The organism is Bradyrhizobium sp. (assembly GCF_052389815.1).
Classification (GTDB): Bacteria; Pseudomonadota; Alphaproteobacteria; order Rhizobiales; family Xanthobacteraceae; genus Bradyrhizobium.
Genome location: NZ_JBQTHN010000012.1, coordinates 36,458 through 62,666 on the forward strand (window position 1 = coordinate 36,458; position 26,209 = coordinate 62,666).

The 26,209-nt window shown below is 64.5% G+C and carries 17 protein-coding genes; 11 read left to right on the forward strand and 6 right to left on the reverse strand.

From position 1 onward, the window contains the following. The first annotated feature begins 477 nt into the window (after positions 1 to 477). The 4 genes from ACT4OC_RS03415 (at position 478) to ACT4OC_RS03430 (ending at position 13,789) form a co-directional block, all read left to right on the forward strand. Positions 478 to 9,621, forward strand: a complete 9,144-nt coding sequence (locus ACT4OC_RS03415; protein WP_444837600.1) for an FG-GAP-like repeat-containing protein — start codon at positions 478 to 480, stop codon at positions 9,619 to 9,621. 63 nt (positions 9,622 to 9,684) lie between these two features. Then, positions 9,685 to 11,916, forward strand: a complete 2,232-nt coding sequence (locus ACT4OC_RS03420; RefSeq protein ID WP_444837601.1) for a CHASE2 domain-containing protein — start codon at positions 9,685 to 9,687, stop codon at positions 11,914 to 11,916. Positions 11,917 to 12,182: 266 nt separating this feature from the next. After that, positions 12,183 to 12,380 (forward strand): hypothetical protein, encoded by a 198-nt coding sequence (locus ACT4OC_RS03425; protein ID WP_444837602.1) that lies wholly within the window; start codon positions 12,183 to 12,185, stop codon positions 12,378 to 12,380. Continuing rightward, positions 12,377 to 13,789: an amidase gene (locus tag ACT4OC_RS03430; protein ID WP_444837603.1), complete on the forward strand. Its 1,413-nt coding sequence runs from the start codon at positions 12,377 to 12,379 to the stop codon at positions 13,787 to 13,789. Before ACT4OC_RS03425 ends, ACT4OC_RS03430 begins: the two co-directional genes overlap by 4 nt. Positions 13,790 to 13,884: 95 nt before the next feature. Here the strand turns inward: ACT4OC_RS03430 and ACT4OC_RS03435 are convergent, their stop codons facing one another. Then, positions 13,885 to 14,121, reverse strand: a complete 237-nt coding sequence (locus ACT4OC_RS03435) for a hypothetical protein (protein WP_444837604.1) — start codon at positions 14,119 to 14,121, stop codon at positions 13,885 to 13,887. Positions 14,122 to 14,234: 113 nt separating this feature from the next. On the opposite strand from ACT4OC_RS03435, the gene ACT4OC_RS03440 reads away from it, so the two are divergent. The 3 genes from ACT4OC_RS03440 to ACT4OC_RS03450 all read left to right on the forward strand — a co-directional run bounded on the left by ACT4OC_RS03440 (position 14,235) and on the right by ACT4OC_RS03450 (position 17,777). After that, positions 14,235 to 14,504 (forward strand): GlsB/YeaQ/YmgE family stress response membrane protein, encoded by a 270-nt coding sequence (locus ACT4OC_RS03440; RefSeq protein WP_444837605.1) that lies wholly within the window; start codon positions 14,235 to 14,237, stop codon positions 14,502 to 14,504. 220 nt (positions 14,505 to 14,724) lie between these two features. Continuing rightward, complete coding sequence (locus ACT4OC_RS03445; protein WP_444837606.1) at positions 14,725 to 16,470, forward strand: type I secretion system permease/ATPase; 1,746 nt, start codon at positions 14,725 to 14,727, stop codon at positions 16,468 to 16,470. Then, a complete protein-coding gene (locus ACT4OC_RS03450; protein WP_444837607.1) occupies positions 16,467 to 17,777 on the forward strand; it encodes an HlyD family type I secretion periplasmic adaptor subunit in 1,311 nt (436 codons plus the stop codon). Before ACT4OC_RS03445 ends, ACT4OC_RS03450 begins: the two co-directional genes overlap by 4 nt. Positions 17,778 to 17,957: 180 nt before the next feature. Here the strand turns inward: ACT4OC_RS03450 and ACT4OC_RS03455 are convergent, their stop codons facing one another. Beyond that, a complete protein-coding gene (locus tag ACT4OC_RS03455; RefSeq protein WP_444837608.1) occupies positions 17,958 to 18,434 on the reverse strand; it encodes a CinA family protein in 477 nt (158 codons plus the stop codon). A 196-nt stretch (positions 18,435 to 18,630) separates the two neighbouring features. On the opposite strand from ACT4OC_RS03455, the gene ACT4OC_RS03460 reads away from it, so the two are divergent. Genes ACT4OC_RS03460 through ACT4OC_RS03470 form a run of 3 tightly spaced genes read left to right on the forward strand, consistent with a single transcriptional unit; the run spans position 18,631 to position 21,295 of the window. Further along, on the forward strand, positions 18,631 to 19,716 hold the full coding sequence (locus tag ACT4OC_RS03460; RefSeq protein ID WP_444837609.1) for an amidohydrolase family protein: 1,086 nt from the start codon (positions 18,631 to 18,633) through the stop codon (positions 19,714 to 19,716). Then, entirely contained in the window at positions 19,713 to 20,825 is a 1,113-nt protein-coding gene (locus ACT4OC_RS03465; protein ID WP_444837610.1) for an amidohydrolase family protein, read from the forward strand. Before ACT4OC_RS03460 ends, ACT4OC_RS03465 begins: the two co-directional genes overlap by 4 nt. A gap of 56 nt (positions 20,826 to 20,881) precedes the next feature. Further along, entirely contained in the window at positions 20,882 to 21,295 is a 414-nt protein-coding gene (locus tag ACT4OC_RS03470) for a Rieske (2Fe-2S) protein (RefSeq protein ID WP_444837611.1), read from the forward strand. Here the strand turns inward: ACT4OC_RS03470 and ACT4OC_RS03475 are convergent. The 4 genes from ACT4OC_RS03475 to ACT4OC_RS03490 all read right to left on the reverse strand — a co-directional run bounded on the left by ACT4OC_RS03475 (position 21,274) and on the right by ACT4OC_RS03490 (position 25,846). Beyond that, positions 21,274 to 22,077: a hypothetical protein gene (locus tag ACT4OC_RS03475; RefSeq protein ID WP_444837612.1), complete on the reverse strand. Its 804-nt coding sequence runs from the start codon at positions 22,075 to 22,077 to the stop codon at positions 21,274 to 21,276. The two genes, ACT4OC_RS03470 and ACT4OC_RS03475, sit on opposite strands and share 22 nt — an antisense overlap. A 282-nt stretch (positions 22,078 to 22,359) precedes the next feature. Beyond that, positions 22,360 to 23,484, reverse strand: a complete 1,125-nt coding sequence (tcuB, locus tag ACT4OC_RS03480; RefSeq protein ID WP_444837613.1) for a tricarballylate utilization 4Fe-4S protein TcuB — start codon at positions 23,482 to 23,484, stop codon at positions 22,360 to 22,362. Then, positions 23,471 to 24,871, reverse strand: coding sequence for an FAD-dependent tricarballylate dehydrogenase TcuA (gene tcuA, locus ACT4OC_RS03485; RefSeq protein WP_444837614.1), 1,401 nt, complete (start codon positions 24,869 to 24,871; stop codon positions 23,471 to 23,473). Before tcuA ends, tcuB begins: the two co-directional genes overlap by 14 nt. 30 nt (positions 24,872 to 24,901) lie before the next feature. Continuing rightward, a complete protein-coding gene (locus ACT4OC_RS03490) occupies positions 24,902 to 25,846 on the reverse strand; it encodes a transcriptional regulator GcvA (RefSeq protein WP_444837615.1) in 945 nt (314 codons plus the stop codon). Between the two features lie 115 nt (positions 25,847 to 25,961). Here ACT4OC_RS03490 and ACT4OC_RS03495 point away from each other — a divergent pair, with 115 nt between their 5' ends. Continuing rightward, positions 25,962 to 26,165, forward strand: a complete 204-nt coding sequence (locus ACT4OC_RS03495; RefSeq protein ID WP_444837616.1) for a DUF1127 domain-containing protein — start codon at positions 25,962 to 25,964, stop codon at positions 26,163 to 26,165. Positions 26,166 to 26,209: the final 44 nt, after the last annotated feature.

Below are 26,209 nucleotides of genomic sequence, written 5' to 3' on the forward strand. Positions count from 1 at the left end.
AGCCGAATTGTGGAAAATTCTATCTATCGAGCAAGTCCGTCAGACGAGTAACCGTCGCATGGGGGCGGGTATCGTTGATTTGGGGTTAACGGGGCGGTTCCAGTAACGGATGCGTGATTTGTTACCCAAATCACGGTTCTGGCCCCGCCATTCGTGCAATACCCGAAAGTAGTAATACGGGGCCGGGTGGATGAAAGTATAAATCCCAAGAGATATACTTTGAATACGCCGAAAATGGCCTGACTAGGCTAGTTTGGCGAGGATAAACTTATGTTCCAGGAGATAATTACTGAGGATCCGGGCCCCATTTCAGTAAAACGGGCTCGTCTTTGGCTTTGCCCATTTGAGGAGCACAAGCAATAGATGGTTTCGCCGGGAACCTGCTAATGGTATGCAAGACTATCGTACTGAATAATTTCTGAATATTAACCCTTTTGCGGTGGCCGCTTGAATTTTGTTTCCAAATTCGATGGCAGCTTGCCTTTTACGGGTCATCACCCGAAAGCGCAGACGCACGTTGATACGGTATCCACCAAGGCGCCGGCGGATGCGATCATCGTCAAGGATGCGCAGCTGCTTTTCAACGGCGAGTTCAAGCGCACCGGCACCGACCTCGTCATCACCAGGGACGACCGCGAGCTGGTGCTCGCGGACTATTTCAAGGGCGAGAAGCGCGCACTGGCCTCGCCCGACGGCGCCTATCTCACCGGCAAGACGATCGACGCGCTGACCGGCCACGTCCAGGTCGCGCAGGCCGACGGCAGCGCGGCGGCCGCCAAGATCATCGGCCATGTCACCAAGCTGACCGGCAGCGCCACCGTGATCCGCAACGGCGTGTCGATCATCCTCAACAATGGCGACAACGTCCATCAGGGCGACGTGGTGCAGTCGGGATCCAACTCGACGGTCGGCATTACCTTCATCGACGGCTCGGTGTTCGGCCTCGCTTCCAACGCCAGGATGGTGCTGAACGAGATGGTCTACGACCCCAACGGGTCGGGCAATTCCTCGTTCCTCAGCCTGGTGCAGGGCACCATCTCTTTCGTCGCCGGCGCCACCGCCAAGCATGGCGACATGAAGGTCGACACGCCGGTCGCCACCATGGGCATCCGCGGCACCGCGGTGCTGGTGGAAATCGATTTCGAGGTGACGGTGCCGGGCACCGCGCCGCCCGCGCGCTTCCAGGTGCTGGTCGAGCCGGACGGCACCACCGGCTCCTACGTGCTGCTCGACCGCGTGACGCTGGCGCCGATCGCCACCGTCAACCAGCCCGGCACGGTGACGACCGTCAGCGGCGCCGGCGCGGTCTCGTTCCTCGCCTCAGCGCAATTGTCGCCGGAGTTGATGAAGCTGATCAGCGAGGTGTTCTCGCAGAAGTTCACCGACAACAGCAATCCGAAGTCGGACACGCATTTCACCGATACGGTGATTCCGCAGATTACGTTCCCGGTGCAGCTCGCCGGCGGCGAAACCGCGACGGCGATGGTTCGTGTAATCGCCGCTTCGGAAGGGGCGAGCGGCCCGTCCGTCTTGCAGCCGAAGGCGCCGGATCGCATTCCGGGGCCGCCGGGCGTGGCCACCTTCAACAAGGAACTCGCCGAGCGCCCGGCCATCACGGGCAGCTCCCTGATCGACACCACGTCCGGCCCCGTCAGCTATACCGACATCAATCCGGGCGACGTTCCGACCGTCAGCACCGCGTTCAGTCAGTTCGCCTACGCCAACGCCGCGGGCCTGAACATGACGGCGACGCTGACGACCGCGCAACTCGCTGCCATTGCCGCGGTGTCGGTGCCGCTCACGGTCGTGCAGGACCCGACCGCCAGGAACAACGGCACCGCGACCTGGACCTACAACGTCGAGGACCACGCGCTCGACTTCCTTGCCCAGGGCGAGAAGCTGACGCTGACCTACATGGCGCGCGTCGACAACAATTTCGCGCCGGCCAACGAATTCTCGTTCGCCTCGTTCACGATCACGATCACCGGCACCAACGACACGCCGACGATCGCAAGCCCGGCGCAGACCGCCGCGATCGAGGAACTGGACGGAGAGATCGATTCGGGCACGCCCGACACCGCCACCGGCACCATCGAGTTCGAGGACGTCGATCTCACCGACGAACATGAGGTGAGCATCACCGGCGTCACCGCCTCCGGCACAGTATCGGGGTTGCCGGGCGCGGCGCTGCCGAATTCGACCGTGCTGAACTGGCTTTCCCTCGGGACCTTCATCGATTCGACCGACGGCGTGACCGGCTCGCAGGTCTGGACGTTCTCGGCGGAGGACCACTATTTCGACTACCTCGCCGAAGGCGAGACGGTCGCGCTCACCTACACCGTCGAGGTCGAGGACAACTACGGCGCCACCGTCACCCAGGACGTCGTGGTGACCGTCACCGGCACCAACGATGCGCCGGAGCTGGCGATCGATACGTCCGGCGCCGGCGGTCTGCATGCCATCACGGAGCAGCCGGGGGTCACCAATGCCAGCCCCGCGGCCAGCACCGACGACACCGCCTCCGGCTCGCTGACCTTCCGCGACGTCGACCTCAGCGATACGCACAGCGTCAGCGCGTCGGTGCCGGACTTCAACTGGACCAATTCGTACAGCCAGACTCTCACCGCTTCGCAGGTCAACGGGCTGACGGCGGCGAGCACGTTGGCGCTGACGCTGCATGACAGCACCGGCACCGGCAACGGCTCGATCGACTTCACCTACAGTGCCAAGGATTATTATTTCGATTTCCTCGCCGCGGGCGAGACGCTGACGATCACCTACGAAGTCACGGTCGCCGACGCGCACGGCGTGACCTCGACCCAGCCGGTGACGATCACCGTCACGGGCAGCAACGACGTGCCGGTTGCGGTCGAGGACGTCGGCGGCGGCATCGTCGAGGCCGGGCACGATGCCAACAACGCTCAGGTGCAGGGCAACGCGACAACGACCGGAAATGTGCTGACAAACGATACCGACGTCGATCTCACCGACATTCACACAGTCGTTGGCGTCGCCGCAGGCGCATCTACCCCTCTGTCGGGCAATGTCGGTAATACGATCGAGGGCACCTATGGCTGGCTGACGCTCAATGCCAACGGCACCTGGACCTATACGCTCGACGACCTTGATCCGGAAACCGATGCGCTGGCGCAGGGCGAGCAAGCCAGCGACGTCTTCAGCTACACCCAGAGCGATGGTCATGGCGGCACGTCGACGACCACACTGACCATCAACATCACCGGCACCAACGACCAGCCGGTGGCCAACGAACCGGCTCCCGCCGTACCCGACGTCAACGAAGGCCCGCCGGTCGTCGAGGCAGGCGTCAGTTCCGGCAATGTGCCGGTCTCCGGCCTTGCCACCGCGAACGGCAACGTCCTCACCAACGACTACGACGTCGATGACCCCGACACCAAGACGGTGCAGAGCGTCACAAATGGCACGACCAACAGCGAGGTGACGGGGCAGGGGACGCAGATCGCCGGTACCTATGGCACCCTGACCATCTTCGCCGACGGCAGCTGGACCTACGCGCTCGACAACGACAGCCCGGCGACGCAGGCGCTGGCGGAGGGCGATTCTACCGCCGACGTCTTCACCTACACCATGCACGACACGCTCGGCTCGACGTCGTCGGCGACGCTGTCGATCGCCATTACCGGCACCAACGACGCGCCAGTGATTGACGCCGGCGGAAACTCGGCCCTGACGACCCAGGAAGATGCGCCGCTCGCGATTAGCGGGCTTGGCTATTCCGATGTCGATGGCGGCGGTAGCGTCGAGCAGTTGCAGCTCAAGGTCGATCATGGCTCGCTGACACTCGGCAGCATCGCCGGCCTCTCGGGCGACCTCGACGGCAGCGACGGCACACTCTTGCTCGAGGGAACCGCGGCAGCGATCAACGCGGCGCTGGCGAGCGGCGTCACCTATTTGGCTGCTGAGAACTATAGCGGCTCGGACACCCTGCAACTGGAAGCGGCCGATGAGAATGCAGCGACCGCCAGTCTCAATATCGGGATCGATGTCGCGCCGGTCGCCGACCCGCCAACAATCGGATTCAATTTGTCCACGCCTGTTGGCGGATCCGAGATCACGGTCGACGCGCGTACGTCAGGAAATCAGTCCGCGCCGCAGGTGACCATGCTGGCCGACGGCAGGCTGCTGTTCACCTGGCAAAGCGGCGATCCCGCCGTCGATGGAAACGGCACTGGAATTTCAGCGCGCGTCGGCACGGTCGACGGTTCGGGTCAGATAACGTTCGCGAACGAATTCACCGTCAACCAGATGGCGTCCCCGACGCAGGATTCGCCGCAGGCTATTCAACTGGCCGATGGTCGAGTGCTGTTTGTTTGGCAAACCGACGTGACCAACGCGTTCAACGTTCATCACGCGTTTGCATATCGCGTCGGCACAGTCGATTCGTCCGGCAACGTGAGCTTCAGCCCGGAAGGTTACGTTTATGCTGATGGGATGCCGACGGCCTATCCAAACGTAACCCAGACGGCTGATGGCCACGTCGTCTTTACCTGGACCTACTACGATCCGAATTTCCCGGCGGACGGATCGCAACTGTGGGCGCGAGCGGCAACAATCGACGCAAACGGGCAAGCGAGCTTTGGTACGATTGAATACGTCGGCCAAAGCAACGGCAGTTATCAGGCTGATCACGACCAGATCGAGGGACGCGTCCTGTCACTCGCGGATGGCCGTATTGCCGTTGTTTGGGTGGACTATGGAACGGCCGATCCGGAAGTGGCTTTCCGCATCGGGGCGCTCAATGGCAATGGTGGCATTACCTTTGGATCAACCTCCGTTGTCCAGGAGCGCGCAGCGAGCGCGGACGCGACGCCTGCGATCACACAGCTGGCCGATGGTCGGGTTCTTGTTACCTGGACCAGCGTTGACCCAACGGCCGACGGTAGTTCCTCCGCCGTGGCGGGCAGGGTCGGCGCGATCGACGCGGGCGGCAACGTCGTGTGGTCGCCGGAATTCACGGTCAATGCTCGCGGCGTGTCGGATCAAGGGACGCCGCAGGTCGTCACGCTGTCCGACGGTAGCGTCCTCTTCATGTGGCGCAGTAGCGATCCTGCCGTTGACGGCGACCAAGCCGGCATATCGGCGCGGATTGCCACGATCGGATCAGATGGTCAGCCTGCGTGGGGCCAGGAATTTACCGTCGACCTGCATGGCGCGTTGGATCAAGGGTTCCCGCATGCCGAGCAGCTGCCCGATGGCCGCCTGTTGTTCACGTGGCAGAGCGACGACCCGGCGGCGGGCGGCAACGGGAGCGGCGTGGTTGCCCGTATCTTCGACATGCCGTCGGAACACTACGAGGACAGTCCGATCAGTCTGCCGATTTCCATCTCACTGAACGACGCTGACGGTTCGGAGAACATCACGGCACGGAGCCTTTCTGGTCTGCCTGCCGGTTTCATCCTGACCGACGGTAGCCATAGTGTGACGTCGAGCGGCGCGGCGGTGGACATCACGGGCTGGTCGCTGCAGTCGCTGTCGGTTACTCCGGCGGCGAATTGGAATGGTACGTTCACGGTGACCGTGAGTGCGACCGTCGTTGATTCCGCGACCTTTTCCGATTCTTCCGCCGAATCCGACACTGTAACCGTCTCGCAGTCGCTGACCTTCGATGTCGTGGCCGTCAACGACGCGCCGGTTGCGGCCGACGACGCGTTGTCGAGCGTGGCGGAGGACAGCGGCGTGCGGATCATCAGCTTCGCGTCGCTGCTGGGCAACGACTCGAAGGGGCCGGCGAACGAGTCCGGCCAGAGCCTGACGATCACGGCGGTCTCCAACGTGGTCGGCGGCACCGCTGTCATCAACGGCAGCAACATCGAGTTCACGCCGGCGGCGAACTTCAACGGCGCCGCCTCGTTCGACTACACCGTGCAGGACAACGGCCAGACCGATGGCGCGGACGACTTCAAGACCGACACCGGCAGCGTGACGTTTGCGGTCACCGCCGTCAACGACGCGCCGGTTTTCAGCGGCGAGAATCTTGCTGCGACCTATCAGGCCAGCGGCGGCCCCGTCGCGATCGTCAGCGACGTTGTCGCCACCGACATCGACAGTGCCAACTACGCGAACGGCACGCTCACCGCGACGGTCACGGCCAGCGGCCAGCAAGGCGACACGGTCTCCATCGCGAGCAGCCAGTTCATTTGGCTCGACGGCACGACCGTGATGTACGACGCCGACGGCTCCGGCAATCCGGTGGCTATCGGCACGTTGTCGAACAACGGCATCAACAGCCTCACGTTCTCGCTGAACGGCAGTGCCGACGATGCGGCCGTCGCAAAGCTTACGCAGGCAATCCAGTTCTCGAATTCCCTCGCGGTCCCCGCCGCGGGCGAGCGGACCGTCACCTTCACCCTTCACGATGGCGGCGGCACGGCCGGCGGCGGGCAGGATACTGCGACGTTCGATGTCACCGTCGCCGTCGCTCCCGGCGCCAATGAGTTCATCGTCAACACCACCACGGCTAACGCGCAGACCTATAGCGCGGTCGGCGCGCTGGAGGATGGCGGCTTCGTCATTGCCTGGGTCTCGGCGGGGCAGGACGGCGACGGCACCGGCATCTACGCCCAACGCTATGACAGTTCGGGCGCGGCCGTCGGCAGCGAATTCCGCGTCAACGCAACGACGATCGACGATCAATCCAGTCCGTTCGTGCAGGGCCTTGCGAACGGCGGATACGTCATTGCCTGGGTCACCGGAAACAACAACGGCGCGACCATTCACGCCCAGCAATACGACAGTTCCGGGACGGCGATCGGCGGCGAGCTCGATGTCGGCACTGGCGAAAATCCGAGCATCGCTGCGCTGACCAATGGCGGCTACGTCATCACCTACACAACGGCGGATGCCGATCTCTCCGGCACCTATGCCTTGATTTACGATGCAAACGGCAATGCCGCCCCCGGCGGGCCGTTCCTGGTCAACACCACCACTACCGGCCAGCAGCAGCCGGCCTCGGTCGTCGGTACGGCCGACGGTGGCTTCGTCGTGTCCTGGCATTCCTCCGGGCAGGACAATGTCGACGGTTCGTGGGGCGTGGTTTTCCAGCGCTTTGACGCGAGCGGCAACACGCTTGGCGGCGAAGTCGTTGCCAACGTCACCACGGCGGGCCACCAGTATGGCGGCAAGCTCGCGGTGCTGACCGACGGCAGCTTCGTCGTGACTTGGCAGGATCAGCCGACGGGCACCATCGTGGCCCGGCATTTCAATGCTTCCGGTCAGGCGATCAGCGGTGAAGTGACGATCGGCACCGGTACCGATGACACCGTTCAGGCGCTGCCGGATGGCAGCTACTTCGTCACCTACATGGCTTCGGACGGCGCCGGCAGCCTCGGCCTGTTCGGCCAATGCGTCACCGCGTCCGATACGCTGAACGGCGGCGCGTTCCAGATCAACCAGACCACCGCCGGCGACCAGAGCTTCCTCAGCGACCGTTCCAATCCGACCGCGGTGCTCTCCTCCGGCGCCATTGTTTCGACTTGGTATGGTGCGCCGAACGTCGATGGCACTGAAATCTACGCCAGGCTCTTCACCGTCCTGCAGGCCTTCGCAGACACCGCCGCGACCAGCGAGGACACCCCGATCACGCTGTCGAGCCTGACGGCGAACGATACAACGGTTGGGGGTTCGCCGCCCCAGATCGTCTCCGTCTACAACGCCCAGAACGGCACCGTCGCCCTCAATAACGGCGTGCCGATCTTCACGCCGGACCCCGGCTTCAGCGGCCAGGCGAGCTTCTCCTACTGGATCAGCGAGACGGCGAACCCGACGCCGCCGGGCACGTTCGACGATGCCGTCAACTACGCCATGGGCGATTTCCCCCAAGCGGTGACGCTCGCCGACATCAACGGCGACGGCAAGCTGGACATGCTGGTGTCGAACTACACGACCAGCACGATTGCGTTCAGGTACGGCAATGGCGACGGCACCTTCGAGTCGTCGCTGCATGGCCTGACCGCTGGAACCAACCCATCCACTCCGATCGTCGTGGCTGATTTCAACAACGACGGACGCCTCGACCTCGCGGTCGGCAATTTCGGCTCGAACAATATCTCGATTTTCCATGGCAACGGCACTGGCGGCTACAATGCCGCAATCAACTATGCAGTAGCCGCAGGCGATCCCGCGAACCATGGTCCGGAGGGCCTCAGCGCTGCGGACCTCAACGGTGACGGCAACGTCGATCTCGTCGTTTCGAACTACACCGCCGGCACGGTCGCCGTGACGCTGAACAACGGCCCGTCGATTAACGGCAACAGCACGTTCCAGGTTCCGGTTGAATACGCGGTCGGTTCCTTGCCCTATCTGTCCGCGTTGGCCGATCTCGATGGCGACGGCAACCTCGACATCGTCGTCAGCAACGCGGGCGGCAGCGTTGGCACAAAAATCTCGGTTCTGCTCGGCAACGGCGACGGTACGTTCGACGCCGCGACCCATTACGCGACGCCCGCAGGCGCGAATGACGTCGCGATCGGCGACGTCAATGGCGACGGCATCCTGGACATCGTGAGCTCGAACGGCACCGTCAGCGTCTTCCTGGGCAACGGCGACGGCACTTTCCAGCCGCAGACTTCCTATGCTGCTGGCGACAGGACCAAGGGCATCGCGCTCGCCGACTTCAACCAGGACGGTTTGCTCGACATCGTCGTCGGCAACAGCCGAGACGGTCTCATCGTTTCGCAGCAAACCAACAGCGTCTCCATCCTGTTCAACACCGGCAACGGTATCTTCGGCGCGCCGGTCTCCTATGCTACCGGCTGGGACACCTATCATGTTGCGGTCGCCGATTTGAACGGCGATGGCCGTCCCGATATCGTCGCGCCGAACGAAATCGGCGGCGACGTCTCCGTCCTGCTCAACGCCTCGCCCGGCGGCGCGCTGTCCAGCGCGACGGTGACGGTCAACGTGATCCCTGACTTGGTGATCAACACCGATGAATTCACGGTCACCGAGAATGTCCAAACCACCACCGTTTCCGGCCTCTACGTCACCACCGCCGCAACGGCCACCAATTATACGATGACCGTTGAAACCCGCGAGGCGGCGAGCAGCGTGACGCTGCCGGACGATGCGGGTTCGCTGTCGGAAATCAGTTCGGCGCTGGCCACCGGTGTGACCTACGATCCCGGCAGCCCCAATGAGCCGGATACCGACATGGTGACGTTGACGGTTACCGATAACCTCGGCCACTCCGACATCGTCAACTTCATATTCAACGAGGCCGGCACCGGTCCCGTCACCTTGACCGGCACCCCCGAAAAGGACGTCATCTTCGCGACCGGTTACGACGACGTGCTGACCGGCGGCGCCAAGGCCGACCAGTTCGTGTTCACGCCGGAAGACTTTGCGAGCGAAGACATCATCACGGACTTCACCCTCGGCGAGGATCGCATCGATCTGCGGGCATTCGCTAATCTCGACACCTCCAACATCGAGGCGTGGCTGACCAGTTCTGGAAATGTCGTCCAGCAGGGCGCCAACACCGTGATCACGCTCGACGACGACACCGCCGTCACGCTGACCAACGTCTCGGCCGCCAGCCTGAGCGCCAGCAACTTCATCGTTTCGCAGTATATGGTCGGCGGCTAGCGCCGGACATTTTCGTAACTTCCAGCTTGCCGGATGGGGCCGGGTGAGCGAACAATCGACACCATGAGACGGCTGAAAGCCCTGCGGCGTTGGTTCAAGCGGAAGTTCGGGTATGCCCGGCTGGTCTGCCTCGTGCTGCTGGTCGGCTTCGCCGCGCTCAGGGTCTGGGACCCTCATCCGATCCAGGAGATGCGGGTCCGCACCTGGGACAATTTCCAGCTGATCGAGCCGCGGGTGAAGACCATCCGTCCGGTCGCCATCGTCGATATCGACGAGAAGAGCCTTTCCGATCCGAGGCTCGGGCAATGGCCGTGGCCGCGCACCCGGATCGCCGACATGGTCGCCAACCTGACCAGGCTCGGCGCGGTCGTGATCGCCTTCGACGCCGTGTTCTCCGAGCCCGACCGGCTCAATCCCGACATCGCCGCCGACACCTTCCGCAACCTCGACGAGGTGACGCGCGAGAAGCTGCGCGCGCTGCCGAGCAACGACCAGATCTTCGCCGACGCGATCCGCGCCTCGCGCGTGGTGCTCGGCGAGTCCGGCGGCCCCAACGTGCATGCGGTGGACAAGAACCTGCCGGTGACGGGGCTTGCGATGCTCGGCGAGGAGCCGCAGCCCTTCATGTTCAAATTTCCCGGCCTGCTGCGCAACGTCGAGGTGCTGGAGCAGGCCGCTGCCGGCCGCGGGCTCTTCACCATCCGTCCCGAGCGCGACGGCATCGTGCGCCGGGTGCCGATGGTCATGATGGCGCAGGGCATCACCATGCCCTCGCTTACCTTCGAGATGCTGCGTGTCGCCTCCGGCTCCTCCACCATCCTGATCAAGGCCGACAGGGCCGGCATCCAGAACGTCGCCGTCAAGGGCTTTTCGATTCCGACCGACGCCAACGGCCAGCTCTGGGTGCACTATGCCCGCCGCGATCCCTCCATCTACGTCTCCGCCGTCGACGTGATGGACGGCCGCGTGCCGCAGGAGCGGATCGCCGGCAAGCTGGTGCTGGTCGGCACGTCCTCGATCGGCCTCAACGACATCAAGACCACGCCGGTCTCTCCCGCCATGCCCGGCGTCGAGATCCACGCCCAGGTGCTGGAGAGCGCGCTGACCGGTGCGGTGGTCTGGCAGCCGAATTTCGGCATCGCGCTCGAATTCTTCGGCGCGCTGATCCTCGGCCTCCTGGTGATCGCCTTCGCGCCGAACTTCGGCCCCGTCACGCTGGTCGGCGTCGGCGCGCTGTTCGCAACCGTCCTGATCGGCACGTCCTGGTTCTTCTACAGCCAGCACAAGCTGCTGGTCGATTTCACCTATCCCCTGATGTCGACCACGGCGATCTATGCCACCCTGATCTTCGCCAGCTTCGTGCGCGAGCAGTCGCAGCGGCGGCAGATCCGCTCCGCCTTCGGCCAGTATTTGTCGCCGGCGCTGGTCGAGCAGCTGGCGCAGTCGCCGGAACGGCTCGTGCTCGGCGGCGAGGAGCGCGAGATGACCATCATGTTCTCGGACATGCGCGGCTTCACCTCGATCTCCGAGACCTTCAAGAGCGACCCGCAGGGCCTCACCGCCCTGATGAACCGCTTCCTCACCCCGCTGACCAACGCGATCCTCAACCGCAAGGGCACCATCGACAAATACATGGGCGACGCCATCATGGCGTTCTGGAACGCGCCGCTGGAAGACAAGGAGCACCAGGTCAACGCCTGCGAGGCGGCGCTCGACATGCTGGAGCGCTGCGACGAGCTCAACCGGGAGCGCGAGGAGGAGGCGAAGGAAAGCGGCTCCGTCTACATTCCGCTCAATATCGGCGTCGGCCTCAACACGGGAACCTGCGTGGTCGGCAACATGGGGTCCGACGTGCGCTTCGACTATTCGGTGTTCGGCGACAGCGTCAATCTCGCCTCGCGCCTGGAAGGCCAGAGCAAGGAATACGGCTTTCCGATCATCGTCGGCTCCAGGACCGCGATGGCGGTGAAGGAAAGGTTCGCCATCCTCGAGCTCGACTTCATCATGGTGAAGGGCAAGAAGGAGCCGGAGGTGATTTACGCCATCGCCGGCCGCGAGGACGTCGCGCAGTCCGGCCGCTTCCAGCGCCTGCGCAACCTCACCATCGAGATGCTGGCCTGCTACCGCAACCGCGACTGGGACGGCGCGCTCGCCGCCATCGAGCGCGGCCGCAAGAGCGACGACGGCGATGCCTTGGCCTCGCTGCACCGGCTCTATGAGGCCCGCATCCGCAACTACATCGAGGCGCCCCCGCCGGCCGACTGGAACGGCGCCTACGCGCTGCTGACGAAGTGACGCAGAGCGTCATGCGCGGGCTTGACCCGCGCATCCATCACTTCAAGAGAGTCTTGCGGAGGAGATGGATTGGGTCAAGCCCGGCGATGACATTCGGGGTGTGGAGAACGGGTCGATCGCGGGTTTCCGCGGCGCAAGGTCGCCTTCGCAACGTCTCCGTTTTCGCAGCCGCTCTGCGCAAAAGCCACGCCAAAATTCTCCGCTTTCGCTACTATGCGCAAGAAGCGGCACGCCACACCGGCCGCCAAGAGGGGAGCGAACACGGCATGACGAGACCGAGCGCGAAGGAGATCAAGGCGATGGCCGACGTCGCCGGCGTGCCCGTCGACAACGAGGTTGCCGCACGCATCGCCAATTCGATCGGGCCGGCCTTCGAAGGATTTGCACCGATCGCCGGCACGCTGCCGTTCGATCTCGAGCCTGCGACCTTCCTGCTCATGCATGCGCCGAAGGTGGCGAAATGAGCACCACACCGGCCTTGATGTCGCTGACGGAGGTCGCCAGGGCGATCGCCGAAAAGCGCCTGTCCTCGCGCGAGGCGACGGCTTCCTGCCTCGAGCGCGTCGCCAGACTGAATTCGAAGCTCAACGCCTTCATGGCGATCGAAGCCGACGAGGCGCTGCAGGCGGCGGACAGCGCGGACGCCGCGCTGGCGACGGGTGGCCCCAGGGGCGCGTTGCACGGCGTGCCGCTGGCGCACAAGGACATGTATTACGAGGCGGGCAAGGTCGTCACCTGCGGCTCGAAGATCCGCCGGGATTTCGTGGCGACGACGACGGCCACTGCGGTGCGGCGGTTGAAGGATGCGGGTGCGGTGCGGCTCGGTTCGCTGCAGATGGTGGAGTTCGCCTTCGGGCCGACCGGCCACAACCCGCATTACGGCGCGGTGCGCAATCCCTGGAACACCGATCGCATCACCGGCGGCTCTTCGTCGGGCTCGGGCTCGGCGGTGGCGGCGCGCCTGACCTTTGCGGCGCTGGGATCGGATACCGGCGGCTCGATCCGCATGCCCGCGCATTTCTGCGGCGTCACGGGCTTGAAGACCAGCGTCGGCCGCGTCAGCCGTGCCGGCGCGATGCCGCTGTCATGGTCGCTCGACACGGTCGGGCCGCTGGCGCGGACGGCCGAGGACTGCGCGTTGCTGACGGGACTGATGGCCGGCGCCGACCCGGAAGATCCGACCGCTTCGACCTCGCAGGTGCCTGATTATCTGGCGGCGACGAGGCAGCCGGTCAGGGGACTGAAGATCGGCCTGCCGTCGGCCTGGTACGTCGACGACCTCGATGCCGACGTGGCGCGCGTCCTCGACGAGACGGTCGCCGTGCTGCGAAGCGAGGGCGCCGAGATCGTCAAGGTCGACTTGCCGGACCAGCGCCAGCTTTCCGCAGCCTGCCAGATCGTGCTGGCGACCGAAGCCGCGAGCCTGCACAAGCGCTGGATGATCGAGCGGCCGCAGGACTACAGCCCGCAGGTCTTGATGCGGTTGCAGAACGGGCTTGCGATCCCGGCCGTCGGCTATCTGGAGACGATGCGCTGGCGCGGTCCGGCGCTGGCCGCCTGGCTCGCCGCGGTTGCAGGCACCGACGCCGTGATCGCGCCGGTCGCGCCGATGGCGGCGCCGACCATCGCCGAGAGCGACGTCGGCAACAGCATGGAAGCGGAAGCTGTGATCCAGCGGATCACGCGGTTCACCCGGCCGGTCAACTATCTCGGATTGCCGTCGCTGGCGATTCCGGCGGGCTTTACCGGATCGGGCCTGCCGGTCGGCATGCAGCTGATCGGCCGTTCCTTCGATGAAGCGACGATCCTGAGGATCGGCGCCGCATTCCAGCGCGCCACCGATTTCCACCGGAGGGTGCCCGGATTGCGGTGAGCGATGGTGAGATGATTCGGTTCACCTCTCCCCGGCGCGGCCGAAAGGGAGAGGTGTTTCCCGATGCCGCACGGGTTCAACCCAATCTCTTCGCGCTATCGGTGCGCGGGATCGGCCCAGCGCTCGATCTGCGAGGCCGCGACCACCCGCTTGGGCTGATAGGGACTGAGCGTGCCGGCGCTCGCGGTCCAGCCCTTCGCCAGGATCTGCATGGCGAACAGCTTTGCGTCGATCTCCGACTTGAATGTCCGGGTCGATCGCGCCGTGCCGTCGTCGAGGTCGCTGCTCTTGTCCGGGCTGAACGCGACGTACCAGGTATCGGGCTTTGTCATGTATTGGTAACTCGGTTGGCGTGCGAAAGTTTCGCGATGGAACCAGAATCGGGTCGTTGCGTTCAGTGATTGCGGATAGATTGCGCGCTGGGGAAGGACGGGGGGGGGGGTCGATGCAGCTTTCCAACGAAGGCATTCTGGTCATCCTGTTCGTCGGCCTGGTCGCGGGCTGGCTCGCCGGCAAGATCGTGCGAGGCACCGGCTTCGGCATCATCGGCGACATCCTGGTCGGCATCGCCGGCGCGCTGGTGGCGAACTATCTGTTTCCCAAGCTCGGCATCCGACTCGGCACCGGCCTGGTCGCCGAAATCATCCAGTCCGCGATCGGCGCGATCATCCTGCTGCTGATCGTCCGGCTGGTGCGAACCGGCGGGAGGCTGTAGCGCGGCAAGGGACGGTTCGCGTACGCCGGGCGGCCCCGTCCCGAACGATGGCCGGGCTCGGCAAACCGCCGGATTCGGCGGATTCGGGCGGCTTTTCGCCGGTTGGCGGCTGCGGCCTTGCCAGATCGTTTACAGTTAATGGCCCCATAAATGGACGCTCGGGACAAACACCGGTAAGAGTAAAGGGAATCGCGACCCCTTTTCACAGAGATCATACTTGATGGCAGCCGCTCCCGGCGTCCGGCGCTCCGAGCTCGGTGATGCACTGCGCACCTGCCGCAATGCCTTTATCGGCGTCGGCATCATGAGCTGCATGATCAACCTGCTCTATCTGACCGGGTCGATCTTCATGCTCGAGGTCTATGACCGCGTGCTGCCGAGCCGCAGCGTGCCGACCCTGGTCGGCCTCGTGGTCCTGGCGGGTTTCCTCTATGCCGCGCAGGGCGTGCTGGACATGCTGCGCGGCCGCGTGCTCGGCCGCATCGGCACCTCGCTCGACGAGGCGATGAACGAGCGCGTGTTCGAGACGGTTGTGCGGCTGCCGCTCATGGTCGGCACCCGCAACGAAGGCCTGCAGCCGCTGCGCGACCTCGACAATGTCCGCTCCTTCCTCGGCAGCATGGGGCCGGGCGCGTTCTTCGACCTGCCGTGGCTGCCGTTCTACCTCGCGATCTGTTTCCTGTTCCACTGGCTGCTCGGCGTCACCGCGCTGATCGGCGCCGTTATCCTCGTGGCGCTCACCCTGATCACCGAGTTCATGTCGCGCCAGCCCGCCAAGGACGCGATGACGCTGGCGGCCCGGCGCAACGATCTTGCCGCGACGACTCGCCGTAACGCCGAAGTGCTGGTCGCGATGGGCATGTCCGGCCGCCTCACCAGGCGCTGGAGCGAGACCAACGAGGAATACATCGCCGGCAACCAGCGTGCCAGCGACGTCACCGGCAGCCTCGGCGCCATCGCGAAGGTGCTGCGCATGATGCTGCAGTCGGCGGTGCTCGCGGTCGGCGCCTATCTCGTCATCTACCAGGAAGCCACCGCCGGCATCATCATCGCGGGCTCGATCCTGTCGGCACGCGCGCTCGCGCCGGTCGATCTTGCCATCGCGCACTGGAAGGGGTTCGTTGCCGCGCGGCAGAGCTGGCGGCGGCTGAGCAATCTCCTGGAGAAACTGCCGGCGCCACAGACCCAGACCCTGCTGCATCCGCCGGAGAAGAAGCTCACCGTCGAGGGCGTCGCCATCGTTCCGCCGGGCGAGCAGCGCGTCATCGTGCAGGACGTCAATGTCGCGATCGAGGCCGGCCACGGACTCGGCATCATCGGCCCCTCCGGCTCCGGCAAATCTTCGCTGGTGCGCGCGCTGGTCGGCGTCTGGCAGCCGGCGCGCGGCAAGGTGAGGCTCGACGGCGCCGCGCTCGACCAGTGGTCGTCGGACGTGCTCGGCCGGCACGTCGGCTACCTGCCGCAGGACGTCGAACTGTTCGCCGGCACGATCGCCCAGAACATTTCCCGTTTCGACCCGGAGGCGAAGTCGGACACGATCATTGCGGCGGCCAAGGAAGCCGGCGTGCACGAGATGATCATCAAGATGCGCGACGGCTACGACACCCAGATCGGCGAGCAGGGCGGCGCGCTCTCGGCAGGGCAGGCGCAGCGCGTCGCGCTGGCGCGGGCGCTGTACGGCGATCCCTTCCTGATCGTGCTGGACGAGCCGAACTCCAATCTCGACGCCGAGGGCGACGAGGCACTGACCCGCGCGGTGCGCGCGGCGCGCGAGCGCGGCGCCGTCGTCGTCATCGTCGCGCATCGGCCGGTGGGCATCGAGGGCGTCGATCAGCTGCTGGTGCTGAAGGACGGCCGCCAGCAGGCGTTCGGTCCCAAGGAGCAGGTGCTCGGCCAGGTGCTGCAGCGCGTGCCGGCGCCGGCGCCGATCAAGGTGGTGTCCGAAGGCGGAGTTGCGAAATCATGAGCAGCGAGGAGCTGAAGAAGGCGCAACGCTCGATCCGCAGGCATCTCGTCGCAGGGCTCGCCGTGGTGCTGCTGCTCGCCGGCGGCATCGGCGGCTGGGGCGCCACCGTGCCGATCTCGGGCGCGTTGATCGCGCCGGGACAGGTGGTGGTCGAATCCAACGTCAAGAAGGTGCAGCACCCGACCGGCGGCGTGGTCGGCGAGGTGCGCGTGCGCGACGGCGACACGGTGAGGGCCGGCGACATCGTGGTGCGGCTCGACGAGACCGTCGTGCGCGCCAACCTCGCCATCGTCAACAAGACGCTGTACGGCCTGTGGGCGCGGCAGGCGCGGCTGGAGGCCGAGCAGCGCGGGGCCGAGGCCATCAGGTTTCCGGGGGCGCTGCTGGAGCGCGCAGGTGAGGGCGATGCGCGCGACGTGATGGCGAGCGAGACGAAGCTGTTCGAGGTCCGCGTCAACGGCCGGGCCGGACAGAAGGCGCAGCTGCGCGAGCGCGTCACCCAGCTCAACGAGGAAATCGAGGGCCTCTCCGCGCAGGAAAGGGCCAAGGACAAGGAGATCGCGCTGGTCGAGAAGGAGCTGGTCGGCGTGCGCCAGCTCTACGAGCAGCGGCTGATCCAGATTTCGCGCCTGACGCAGCTGGAACGCGATTCGGCGCGGCTCAATGGCGAACGTGCGCAATACATCGCTGCGCGCGCCCAAGCCAGGGGCAAGATCACCGAGACGGAGCTGCAGATCATCCAGATCGACAAGGACGTGGTCAGCGAGGTTTCCAAGGACCTGCGCGAGACCACCGACAAGATCGGCGAGTTCATCGAGCGCAAGGTCACCGCCGAGGACCAGCTGCGCCGCATCGACATCCGCGCCCCGCAGGACGGCGTGGTGCTGCAGTCCACGGTGCACACCGTCGGCGGCGTCATCACCGCGGGCGACGCCATCATGATGATCGTGCCGCGCGCCGACGACCTGTCGGTCGAGGCCAAGGTCAACCCGCAGGACATCGACAAGCTGCAGATCGGCCATAACACCGTGCTGCGCTTCTCCGCCTTCAACCAGCGCACCACGCCGGAGCTGAACGGCAAGGTCAGCCGCATCTCAGCCGACGTCACCGCCGACCAGCGCAGCGGGCAGAGCTTCTACACCATCCGAATTTCGCTGTCGGCGGACGAGATCGCCCGTCTCGGCGAGGTCAAGCTGGTGCCGGGCATGCCGGTGGAAGCCTTCGTGCAGACCGGCGACCGCACCATGCTGTCCTACTTCCTGAAGCCGTTCAGCGATCAGCTGATGCGCTCGTTCCGGGGGCGGTGAGCTGGCGGGTTTGCCACAGCTGTCATCCCACAACAGGTGTCGTCCCGGCGAAGGCCGGGACCTATAACCACAGGATCGTGTTGTTAGAACCGGTCGGAGCTCCAGCCATCGCAAAACCACTTCCTGTGGTTATGGGTCCCCGGGTCGGCGCTCGCGTTGCTCGCTTGCCCGGGACGACAGTCAGATGTGCTGCAGCAACAATCCCAACGCCGTCTTCGCAAACACGCGCATGTTGCCTTGCCGGTCGCCGCTCCCCGTCTCCAGCGTGATCGCCTTCTCCACCGGGCCGGCGATCGCCATGCAGCAATGGCCGGCGGCGTCGCCATAGCGGTTGCCGGTCGGGCCGGTGGCGCCGGTTTCGGAGAGGCCCCAGGTGGTGGCAAAGCGCCCGCGCATTTGCCTGGCCAGCAGCTGTGCGTAGGGCTCCGACGCCGAGCGCAGCCCCTTCATCTCGGCGTCGGAAATCTCCATCAACAGCCGCCGGGCATCGCGCGTGTAGACCACGGCGCCGCCGAGGAAATAGGCGGATGCGCCGGGCACGGACAACAGCGCGGCCGAGATCAGCCCGCCGGTCGAGGACTCCGCAACCGCAATGGTCTCCTTGCGCGCGATCAGTTTTGCCGCGATCTGCTCGGCGACATCGATCAGTTCCTTCATACAGTGGCCTCTTGTTTGAGCGTGATCTTTTCCGAAAACCGGTTCCCACTTTCCGGGATCACGCTCGTCAGCTCCGCTTCACCCTTCAAATCCCTAGCACGGGAATGCATGGCTTGCCGAGTTGCGGGGGCGGGGCGGGCCTGCTTGAATGCGGCGGCGAGAGACGGCGAGGCGACGCCGGCGCGGAGGAAACGACATGACGTCACCGGTCCCGGGCGGCGTGGATTGCGACCTGCATCCGGCCGTGCCGCATCTGACCAGCCTGCTCCCCTACATGAGCGACTACTGGCGCGATCAGGTGACGACGCGCGGCATGGTGGATCTCGTCTCGCAATCCTATCCGGGCAACTCGCCGATCTCGGCGCGGCCGGACTGGCGGCCGGCGCAAGGCAAGCCCGGCTCCAGCTATGACGACATGAAACGCCAGGCGCTGGATCGCTTCGGCGTCGCCTTTGGCATCTGCAATCCGCTCTATGGCGTGCAGATGGTGTTCTCCGAGGACATGCAGGATGCATTCTGCCGCGCGCTCAATGACTGGCTCGTGAAGGAATGGCTGGACAAGGACGCGCGGCTGCGCGGCTCGATCGTGATCCCGACGCAGAGCGTGGAAAAATCCGTGGCCGAGATCGAGCGCTGCGCGGCCGACAAGCGCTTCGTGCAGGTGCTGATGCTCGTGATGGGCGACGTGCCGCTCGGCAAGCGCGCGCTGTGGCCGATCTATGCCGCGGCCGAGAAGCATGGCCTCGCAGTCGGCATCCACGCCGGCAGCGCCTATCACAATCCGCCGACCTCGGTCGGCTGGGGCTCCTATCACATCGAGGATTATGTCGCGCAGGCGCAGGCCTTCCAGACTCAGCTGACCAGCCTGATCGTCGAGGGCGTGTTCGCCAGGCACCCGAACCTGAAAATGGTGATGCTGGAATCCGGCTTCACCTGGCTGCCGGCCTTCCTGTGGCGGCTGCACAAGTTCTGGCGCGGCGTGCGCATGGAAACCCCGTGGGTGGACCGCGCGCCGCTGGAAATTGTGCGCAGCAACATCCGCTTTTCGTTGCAGCCGGTGGACGCGCCGCCGGAGCCGGAAGTCCTGAACCGCCTGTTCGACCATATGCAGTCGGACGATTTGATCCTATTCTCGACCGACTATCCGCATTGGCAGTTCGACGGCGACGAGGTGCTGCCGAAAGGGCTGTCTCCTGATCTCGTGCGCAAGATCATGGTCGATAATCCGGTGGCGACTTACCGGCGCCTCAGTCAGAGCGTTACAACGGAGATGACGCGATGAACATCCAGTTGCGCGACCGTCCCGAGTCGGAGTCTGTTGCCTCCGTCAAGACCGCGATCGCCGATTGCGACATCCATCCGGCGCGCGCAACCAAGGACGAGTTGTATCCCTGGCTCGCGAAACGCTGGCACGCGCATCTGGAAACCTATGGCGTGCATGCCTATCAGGGCATGATGGAGGGCCCGCCCTATCCGAAGGCGCAGCCCAACGCGTCGCGCCGCGATGCATATCCGCCGGAGGGCGGGCCGCAGGGATCCTCGCTGTCCTTCATGCAGAAGCAGCACCTCGATCCCAACAATGTCGTGCTCGGCGTGCTCAACCCGCTCGGCGCCACCGGGCAGGGCGTGCGCAATCACTATCTCGCCGCGGCGCTCGCCAGCGCCATCAACGACTGGCAGATCGAGAAGTGGACCAGCAAGGACAAGCGGCTGAAGGCTTCCGTCGTCGTCGCCAACGAGGACGGCGTGACGGCGGCCAGGGAAATCCGCAGGCGCGCCGGCGACGAAAATTTCGTGCAGGTGCTGCTGCTCAGCCGCAACGTCGAGCCACTCGGGCAGCGCCGCTACTGGCCGATCTACGAGGCGGCGGAAGAGGCCGGGCTTCCGATCGGCGTGCACGCCTTCGGCTTCGGCGGCAATCCGATCACGGCCTCGGGCTGGCCGAGCTACTACATCGAGGAGATGGTCGGGCATTCGCAGTGCCAGCAGACGGCGCTGGCCAGCCTCGTGCTGGAAGGCGTGTTCGAGCGCTTTCCCAAGCTGAACATGGTGATGGTGGAAGCCGGCTTCGGCTGGGCGCCATCGCTGGCCTGGCGGCTGGACAAGGTGTTCGACAAGCTGCGCAGCGAGGTGCCGTATTTGAAGCGCAAGCCGTCGGAATATATCAGGGACCACATCTGGTGGACGACGCAGCCGATGGAGGATCCGGAACGGCGCGAGCACCTGTTCCAGTGCATCGAATGGATCGGCTGGGACAAGCTGCTGTTCGCCACCGACTATCCGCACTGGGACTATGACGAGCCGTCGCGCGTGCTGCCGGCTGGCGTCAGCGAAGCCAACAAGCAGGCGTTCTATCTCGACAACGCGCGGAAGGTTTATGGGGTCGCATGATCCGAAAAAGTGGGAACCGGTTTTTCGAATCAGATCATGCGCAAGGATAAGGCTTGATGGCGCGACATGTGGTGGCGGCGGTCGACGAACTGCCGCCGGGGACGCGAAAATTTCTCGAAATCGACGGCCGGCCGATCGCGGTGTTCAACATCAAGGGCGAATATTTCGGCCTCTTGAACCGCTGCCCGCATCAGGGCGCAGCGCTATGCGAGGGCCCGCTGATTGGGTTGGCGCAATCTTCGACGCCCGGCGAGATCGAATACACCAAACTCGGCGAGATCATCCGTTGTCCCTGGCACGGCTGGGAATTCGACATCCGCACCGGACAGTCCTACTGCGATCCACGACGCTTCCGCGCGCGGGCGTATCCGGCGACCGTTGAGCCCGGCGCGGCAGTGGTGAAGGGGCCGTATGTCGCGGAGACCATCGCCGTGTCGGTGGAGAGCGATTACGTGGTGGTGGATTTGTAGTTTGTGTCACCGGCACTGGGATATCCGCCGCTGACGACTGCCGCTCGGGTGGAAAGAACAACATACAGGGCGACCATCAAACTCGGCAGGCCCCATGGGGCCCCCCAGGCTGCCATGACCACCAGCACAATCAGAATGGAAGCGAGCAGGCCATAGAATATCGTCCAGATCAGACTACGGTATGGTTGTCCCGTATTCCAAATCCACAAATTAGCCGGGAGCCGAGCGTTTCGGAGGATGACGTAACGGCCCAATACCATCAGTACGATCAGTGTGGTTACGAGGAACGGCGGAAGGAAGGACATGAAGCTGCCAACACCGGAATCCATCGTCGGCGTAAGATCGTCTTGAGCGAGCTCGTCCCCGATCCTCAATGCAAATGCAGGCAAGAGCGCGAGCCATGCTGCACCGGCTATCGCGAGAAGCGTCGGGCGCGTCTGAGGCGTTGTTGCGCTACGCAGCTTTCGTATGTCCCACAGTTTGAAGAAGAGCATGCCGAAGAGCAAGCTTGACCCGAGCAGGCTCATAGAAAGCCCTGCAGTATGTAGCTGCCACTTGGAAGTACGTAGCGGGACAATTTGGTCTTTCGCTTTTTCCCGTTCCTCGGGACTCCGTTCCGAGTATTTCTCAAGATACTGCAGTGTTAGTTCGGTTGCGCGCTGCTCATCCGTGTGAGCTGGCATCCTGCTAGCGATGATGAAAAGCGCTATCCCTGTTGCAGTAACAACTGCAAGCAGTGCGATGAGAATCGAGCCAATTAGTATTCCAGCCTTCTGAGTCATCTGCCGCTGCCATCGCCGAGCAAACCTTCCGCAACTAAAGGTTTATCTTGCTCATAGTGAACTCAGCGTCAACATGGCCAAGAGGATGCCGTCGCCGGGCCGATCGACGCGAAGGGATTACGTGGTGATAGAATCATAGATCTCCTTCATTGCATCGCTTCATTGATGAGTAAATTCGTCCTGATTCCGGGAGGCTCGCAGAGCCAAACCCGGAATCTCGAGGTTCTCAGGAGCTCAAGTCTGCTCCATAGTTCGATGCTGCGCATCGCTCCGGAATGACAGTTACTCAGTCCCGCCATTTCCAACTCGCCTCATCATCCGCCGCTCGCGCGCATAACGCACCAGGGCGACGAAGCGGTAGACGCCGTGGACGAATTTTCCGTATGGCATCGTCAGGAACAGCGCGAAGACGACGCCGAGATGCAGCGCCAGCAGTGGACCCATCGCCGAGGTCTCGCGCAGGATCAAGAGCGCCATGCCGGTCAGGCTGGTGAGGAACAGCATCACGATGAAGGCGGCATCCATTCCCATGCGCTGCTCATCAACCAGCACGGCATCGCGCTTCCATCGCTCAGTCAGCAGCCCGACCGGCCCGATCAGGAGGCCGATGCCGCCGAGGGTACCGAGCACGACCGGCGCATCCCACCACGGATAGGGCGCCTCGCGCGCCAGCAGGTAGTGATAGAGCGTCGCGACTGATGTCGAGACGAAGCACAGCAGGAAGCCGTAGAAGGTGAAGTGATGGTACAGCCGGCGGCGGTCGGTCGGGCGGTCGTCCTCGTTGAAGCAGCCGACGCCGCCGCCGTCGAGATAGCGCAGGCTCGCAGCGTCCCGGATCGCCTGCCACAGCGAGCCGGCATCGCCCTTCATGCCGACGGGCTCGCCGATGTCGCGCCAGAAAGCGCGCACGCCCATGATCAGCGCGACGATGGCATAGAGGAACACGGCGCCGAACAGCGCCGCCATCGCGTTGTGCGGCATCAGTCTGTAGAAGGCGCCGGGACCGGTGTGCACGCCGAACAAGATCTGCCTGTCGTGCCAGGCGACAAAGCCGAAGATGAAGGCGGCTACGCTGAGCGCCGATATCAGGCCGATGACGAGCCCGTTGCGGGCGAACATCCCGGCAAAGGCCCGCGGCCAGGCATAGGCGGCATACGACTCCGCGCGCGCAATCGCCAGCGTCTGCGGCACATTGACGTTGAACTCGTGCGGCGGCGAGAACTGGCAATCGGTGTAGCAGGCGCCGCAGGCATGGCAGAGATTGGCGAAATAATTGAGGTCGCCGTCGGAGAACGCGCGTCGCAGTTCCATGGCCGGGAAGACCGCGCACAGCCCCTCGCAGTAGCGGCAGGAATTGCAGACCGTCATCAGGCGGTCGGCCTCGTCGAGAATCCTAGTTCCGTGCATGTCGCGCCGCTTCCCGCCCCGCCACGCGGCCGAACACGCTGCCGATGGTCATGCCGATGCCGGCGGCATAGCCCTTGCCCAGCACGTTACCCGCCATGATCTCGCCGGCGGCGAACATGTTGGCGGACGGCTTGCCGTCCTGCATCAGCATGCGCGCCTCCCGGTTCACGCGGGTGCCGAGATAGGTGAAGGTGATGCCGGGCCGCACCGGATAGGCAAAATAGGGCGCCGTCTCGATCCTGCGCGCCCAGTGCGTCTTCGGTGGGGTCAGCCCTTCGGTGCGGCAATCGTCGAGGATGGTGTGGTCGAAGGTGCCGGTCCGCACCGCCGCGTTGAATTCCGCAATGGTCTTTTGCAGCGCGGCCGGATCGAGCGTCAGCTTCGTTGCAAGCTCGGCAATATCGGCGCCTTCGATCGGCGGGAACAGCGTCGGCATGAAGCTGTGGCGCACGCTGGCGTCGAACACGATCCAGGCGATCTGGTCGGGCTGAGCCGCGACCAACCGGCCCCAGATGGCATAGCGCTTGGGCCAGATGTCCTCGCCTTCGTCGTAGAAGCGTCTTGCGTGCTTGTTGACGACGATGCCGAACACCACCGAGTCATGACGGGTGATGATGCCGCCGTCGAATTTCGGCGCGCGGGCGTCGATCGCCACCGCATGGCATTGCGTGGGATCGCCGACCTCCTGCACGCCTTTCGCCAGCAGCATCTTCAGGATCGACCCGCGGTTATAGGGCGTGCCGCGAATGAGGAAATTGTCGGCGGCCTCGCCCCAATATTGCTTCAGCCACTCGATGTTGGCCTCGAAGCCGCCGGCGGCGGCAACCAGCGCCGTGGCGCGGATGTCGCTCGCGCCGTTCGCCGGCTGCTTCAGCCTGGCCGACAGGAACATGCCGTCCTCGATCCGGAGGTCGGTGACTTCCGCATCGTAGAGAATTTCGACGCCGAGTTTTTCGGCGGTGAGATACAGCGCATTCAGCATGGCGCGGCCGCCGCCGAGGAAGAAGGAGTTGGTGCGGCCGAGGCTCAGCGTGCCGCCGAGCGAGGGCTGCCAGCGCACGCCCTGCTCGACGATCCAGCCCAGGATGTCCTTGGACTCACGGATCATGAATTTGGCGAGCTCTTCGTCGGTCTGGCCCCCGGTGATCCGCAAGAGGTCGTCCCAGAATTCCTGCTCGGTATAGGGGCCGGTCAGGATCTCGGTCGCCGCATCATGGGCGCAGCGCATGTTGCGGGTGTGGCGGGTGTTGCCGCCGCGATAGAATTTTGGCGCGCCTTCCAGCACCAGCACCGAGGCGCCGGCGCGGCGTGCGCTGATTGCAGCGCACAATGCCGCATTGCCGCCGCCGATGACGAGCACATCGAATTTGCGGGAGAGATCCACCATCGAAACTTGTTTGCCAATTTTGCCCGACAATCACAACTGCAGCCGTCGCATGGGCAGCGTCGTTTCGGCCAATGGCTCGGGCTTGGCCTTGACCGCCTCCATCAGCCAGTTGCGAAACGCGGACAGCTTTGGCGAGTCGGCCCTGGCTTCCGGCGAGACCAGATAGAAGCCGGCATCGACCGGCAGCTCGATCTCGAAGGGCACGACCAGGCGGCCCTTGGCGATGTCGTCCTGCACGTAGGACGTGCGGCCCATGGCGACGCCGAGCCCGTCGATCGCGGCCTGGATCGTCATGAACACCATGTCGAAGGTGACGCCCGGTTGCCGGGAAAGGTCGGGCGGCAGGCCGGCCGCCGTCAGCCACAGCCGCCAGTCGTCGTCGTTGCCCGCAGAGGAATGCAGCAGCACGTGGTCGGCGAGGTCCTCCGGCTTCCTCAGCGGCTTCTTGCCCTTCAGGAGCTCAGGGCTGCACACCGGAAACATTCTGTCGGCCATCAGCCAGTCGGCTCGCACTCCCGGCCACTGGCCGCGGCCGTAGCGGATCGCGGCATCGACGCCGTCGCGCCTGAAATCGACCAGCGCCATCGAGGTCGTGATGCGCACGTCGATGCCGGGATGCTTCTCCTGGAAGTCGGAGATGCGGGGCAACAGCCATTTCGCGGCGAGCGAGGCCAGCGTCGAGACCGTCAGCACGTTGCCGTCGTCCCTGCGCAGCAGGCGATCGGTGGCGAGGCGCAGATCGTTGAAAGCGGCGCGGATGCCGGGGAGATATTCCTTCGCTTCCGGCGTCAGCGACAGCGTGCGGTTCTGCCGGACGAACAGGCGCACGCCGAGCTCCTCCTCCAGCCGCCGGATCTGATGGCTGATCGCGGTCTGCGTCACGTTCAGCTCGGATGCGGCCAGCGTGAAGCTCATGTGCCTTGCGGCCGCTTCGAACGCCCGCAGGCCGTTCAGGGAGGGGAGCCGTGCTGCCATCTGCCGCCAGTCCAATTCATGAGTTTATATCATCCGAAGCGGTACAAAGTGTCGTTTGCGGCAGTGCCGAAACGCGCAGATATTAGCGCCAACCGATTAGAAATAGGAGCCGAAAATGTCCGTTTTTACCCATGAATCGATGATAAATCATCATGGACCGAGCCTTTTGTCGCAGCTGGCCGAGACCCTCCATGTCTGGCACCAGCGCTACGCCATGCGGCGCGAGCTTTCCAAGTGGTCCGAACGGGACCTCCACGACATCGGCGTGTCCCTCGCCGACGTCGCCTACGAAGTCGACAAGCCGTTCTGGCGGGCTTGATGAGCCGCCGCTAACCCGGCGCCGCCTGCATACAGGGGCGCCGG